This window comes from Coleofasciculus sp. C1-SOL-03 (genome assembly GCF_040220555.1).
GTDB lineage: Bacteria > Cyanobacteriota > Cyanobacteriia > Cyanobacteriales > Coleofasciculaceae > Coleofasciculus.
Window position 1 is genome coordinate 1 of sequence record NZ_JAVJUO010000042.1, and the last position, 4,236, is coordinate 4,236.

The window sequence follows — 4,236 nt, forward strand, 5'->3', positions numbered from 1 at the left end:
ATCCCCCTAAATCCCCCTTCAAAAGGGGGACTTTGATTAATTTCTGGTTCCCCCCTTTCAAAGGGGGGCTAGGGGGGATCTCTGATTAAGTAGGGGTTTCTACCTTAAGTTTACACGGGCGCACGTCGGTGCGCCCCTACGAAAATTTATTTGATAAGTAGTCGGACAAAAGAAAACGGTACTGTATTAAGTTTTGTACATCCCCTCAAATCCTTACTGTTCCCTGTTCCCTGTTCCCTGTTCCCTGTTCCCTAATCTCAACCGTTAACTTTAATTGTGTCCACCCACTTATCATAACCTTCGCTCAACTCTCAGCATCCGCTGATAGGATAACCATCCAGCTACTACCATAATTAAGGCAAATACGCCCAAAAACCAAAAATGTTCCCGAATATCCGCCAATCCCGCGCCATTTGCCCACACACCCAGCAGCGCTTCGTTGATATGGTAAATCGGGTTAAATTGGGCGATGTCTAGCAAGGTGTCGGGGAACAGGGAGGTGGGTAAAAATGCGCCGCCTAAAATTAACAGAGGTACGCCAAACGCCGCAACCAAGGCGTTTACATCTTCCGTGCGACGGGCAAACTGGGTACCAAGGATGAATCCCACTCCCACGTAAGCCATGATACTCTGTAGAATAATCAAGATGCCTAAAACTAGAGATCCCTGAAACCTAGCACCCCAACATGCTGCGATCGCATAAACTAAAACCGCTTGAACCCCAGCAATGGCGCTATGGGCGCAAAAGATACCTAGAAAATAGGATATGCCACTTAAGGGTGAGATGAACAGACGTTTAAGAGTTTGCTGTTCTCGTTCTCCTACTACTGTGGCTACCGTACCCCCCAGACAGCTAAAAAATAAAGCAGCACCTGCCAATGTTGAGGGGGCGGCATTTTCAAAGGCTTGCGCCATCGACAATTGGGCGCGTTCTGCCAAAATATAACCGTTGAGTAATAATACCGAAATGGGGAAAATTCCCCAAAAGACCAAACTGCGGCGTCTGCGCCCCAGTTCAATTAAAATGCGCTGGGTGACAGCTACGGTTTCATGCCAATAGTTCATTTCAATTGTCTCTAGAGGCGGGTTTCACTATTATCCTCTCTAAATGCGAAAACTAACCTGTCAGTGTCATCAGTGTGTGACTAACCTCTCACCTCCCTACCCCCATCTGGACAATAAATCCGTGAAATCAGTGTTTTGACAAATGACGAATGACAAATTAACCTCTGTTTATCTTTCCCGACGCACCGCCCTGAAACTCATTGGCGTGGCTGGAGTCGGTAGTGCGATCGGATATTCTCGCTGGGCGAAACCGCAACCGACGGTTATTCAGCCGGATACCCTGGATTTACCCCGAACCCTGACTCAGCCCAAATCTGTCGTAGTTGTGGGTGCGGGATTGGCGGGGCTTAGTTGTGCTTATGAGTTGAGTCAACGCGGCTTTGATGTCACCCTATTAGACCGATCGCCTCAACTCGGCGGTAAGATTGCCAGTTGGCAAATTCAGGTGGGCGATCACTCTCTGCGGATGGAACATGGGTTCCATGGCTTTTTTCCGCATTATTATAATTTGAATCGGTTGGTGGCTGAGTTGGAGATTCAGGATCACTTCCGTTCCCTGGAATTTTACTCGGTGGTTTTCCGGGATAATCAGTATCAGCCGGAAGTCTTTCGCCCTAGTCGTTCTGCCTTTCCCTGGAATGTGGTAGATTTAGCGATCGCGTCCTCAAATCGCTGGCGTTGGGGGATTAATTTAACCAAGTTGAAACATTGGCAGGTATTCCGGGAAATTGGCGGTTTCCAAATCCCCGATAGTTTCCAGCGTTTGGATCACTTATCGGTTGCCGATTGGGTAAAAGGTGAGTTTCCCCAAGGACTTTATGATCTGTACTTTTTACCCTTTGCTAAATCCAGTCTGAATGCGCCGGATCTGTTGAGTGTGGGCGAATTAATGCAGTTTTTCCACTTTTATTTCTTTGGTAATCCGGAGGGATTGGCGTTTAATGGGACGCGCCAGGATATGGGTAGGAGTTTAGTAGAACCAATTGCCCAAGCGATTCAAAATCGGCAGGGAAAGATTGTTACAGAAGCGACGGTGAGTCAGATTCAGTGGCAAAATGGGCAGATTCATTCGATTAGTTATCAACAGGGAAATACTCAACCCTCGGTGCCGTTTTGGGTGAAGCGGAATCACAGGATGGAAACTGATGAATCTGATCAGACTGTGGACTATTACGGGGCTGGGGATGCGATGTTTGCCCTGTTTCCAGAGGAGAATCAAGCGATTTCGCTAACTTGTACCCATCAAGGTTGTACGGTACAACGCCAAGCAGATGGTCAGTTTATTTGTCCCTGTCATGGGGCGGTTTATAATTCGGATGGTAAGGTGATAGCCGGACCCGCGAAACGAGATTTACCTCGGTTTAACCTGATGCAACGCCAGGAGGATGAAGTGCAACTGGTGGGAATTTCCAGTTCAGATTCGCCCCCGGTAGCCACAGAAACGATTCAGGCGGATTATTATATCTTTGCTACGGATGTTCCCGGTGTCCAACATTTGTTTAAATTGGCAGCAGGGGAGGTGAATCCCCAGGTAGTTCAGCAGGTGGAACAATTAGCCGTGGCTGATCCCTTTGCCGTTGCCCGATTTTGGTTTGATCGGGATTTTGCTTGGCAACATAGTAATTTTACCTCCCTGTCTGGCTATCGTCTCACCGATAGTATTACCCTGTATCATCGCATCCAAGATGATTATATTCAGTGGCATAAAAAAACCGGGGGAAGTGTGGTAGAATTACATGCTTACTGTTATAAGGAAGACGAATTTCCCAATCAGCAGGTTCTGTTAACTACGTTTACACAGGAACTCTATGAAATAGTGCCGGAATTACAAACGGCGACGATGTTACATCGGGAGTTAGTCAATCAGAAAAACTTCTCCGGTTATCCGCCAGGGAGTTATCAGGAACGCCCAGAAACCGATTCAGGTGTGGCGAATCTATTTTTTGCTGGAGACTGGGTAAAAATGCCCTTTCCCTGTGGGTTAATGGAACGGGCGGTGAGTAGTGGATTCCTGGCGGCTAATGGGATTATACACCGGGAAGGATTGCAACAGCGATCGCTGTTATCGGTGAATCCAGAAGGTATTTTTTCGATATGATTTGTCATTCGTCTTATGTCTTATGTCAGAAACCCTTGATACACCGTAGAATGGGCATTGCCCACCAGCCTTAAACAGGAATTTCGCCAACAGTACAGATAATTGTAGGGGCGGGTTTAGGGATTCAATCGCGAATATTACCGATAACATATCAACAAAACCCGCCCGAACTTTCCTAATCTCAATCCTCTATCCCCAATGGAGAGAAACACGCTATGATTAAAGGTGCGATCGCGAAATTAGGACTGATTAGTTTATTCGCAGGATTCTCGCCAACAATACAGGCGCAGGAACCGCCTTCCTACATTCCCCAAACAGCCGCAGCCTTGGCGCTGCAAGGGGAGGTACAAGAGTCTTTAAATGCGGTGAATTTGGCGCAATTGAATTATTTTCTAGAGTATTCTCAGTTTGCCACAAGTTTAGCTGAGTTAAATTTGGCGGGGTTTCAGGAGACGGAGAATTATCGCTATTTGATGTTACCTGCCAAGAATCCGCTTCAGGGTATGATTATGATTGCCCAATCGAAAAATCCGAGACTAAAAAGTTATGCGGGGGCAGCTTTTGTGGTATCGTCGGGTGAGATTATTAAAGGAATTGGTGGGATTTGTGAAACGAATTTGCCTTCAACCTCTCCGCCTGTGATTCCGACAGCGCCAACGTTTGCTTCTACGGGGATATTATGTCCCTTTGGTTCTCATGCGTTAACGGATTTTGATCGGGACAGAATATTATACGCCCGGAAACCGTAGGGGCGCACCGACGTGCGCCCGATTCAATGATAAAATCTATTCCACAATATTAGCTGTGTCAAGGTAGTGGCGTAACACACCTTATTTGATGAATTAGAATGGAACCCCGAAACCGTAGGGGCGCAAAGACTTGCGCCCGATTCAATGATAAAATCTATTCCACAATTTTAGTTGTGTCAAGGTAGTGGCGTGGCACACCTTATTTGATGAATTAGAATGGAACCCCGAAACCGTAGGGGCGCAAAGACTTGCGCCCGATTCAATGATAAAATCTATTCCACAATTTTAGTTGTGTCAAGGTAGTGGCGTGGCACACCTTATTTG

3 protein-coding genes are annotated in these 4,236 nt (G+C 46.8%); 2 read left to right on the forward strand and 1 reads right to left on the reverse strand.

The annotated features are described in order from the left end of the window. Nucleotides 1–291: 291 nt before the first annotated feature. On the reverse strand, nucleotides 292–1,065 hold the full coding sequence (locus RIE73_RS06595; protein WP_446400436.1) for an ABC transporter permease: 774 nt from the start codon (nucleotides 1,063–1,065) through the stop codon (nucleotides 292–294). A 142-nt stretch (nucleotides 1,066–1,207) separates the two neighbouring features. Here RIE73_RS06595 and RIE73_RS06600 point away from each other — a divergent pair, with 142 nt between their 5' ends. Beyond that, nucleotides 1,208–3,163 carry an FAD-dependent oxidoreductase gene (locus tag RIE73_RS06600; protein WP_446400437.1) on the forward strand — a complete coding sequence of 652 codons (1,956 nt, stop codon included), beginning with the start codon at nucleotides 1,208–1,210 and terminating at the stop codon, nucleotides 3,161–3,163. Nucleotides 3,164–3,378: 215 nt separating this feature from the next. After that, complete coding sequence (locus RIE73_RS06605) at nucleotides 3,379–3,912, forward strand: type IV pilin-like G/H family protein (RefSeq protein ID WP_446400438.1); 534 nt, start codon at nucleotides 3,379–3,381, stop codon at nucleotides 3,910–3,912. Nucleotides 3,913–4,236 lie beyond the last annotated feature (324 nt).

What these genes read in the sequence shown, in the direction of transcription:
- RIE73_RS06595 (WP_446400436.1), bottom strand. Translation starts at nt 1,065, where the DNA reads ATGAACTATTGGCATGAAACCGTAGCTGTCACCCAGCGCATTTTAATT.
- RIE73_RS06600 (WP_446400437.1), top strand. Translation starts at nt 1,208, where the DNA reads ATGACGAATGACAAATTAACCTCTGTTTATCTTTCCCGACGCACCGCC.
- RIE73_RS06605 (WP_446400438.1), top strand. Translation starts at nt 3,379, where the DNA reads ATGATTAAAGGTGCGATCGCGAAATTAGGACTGATTAGTTTATTCGCA.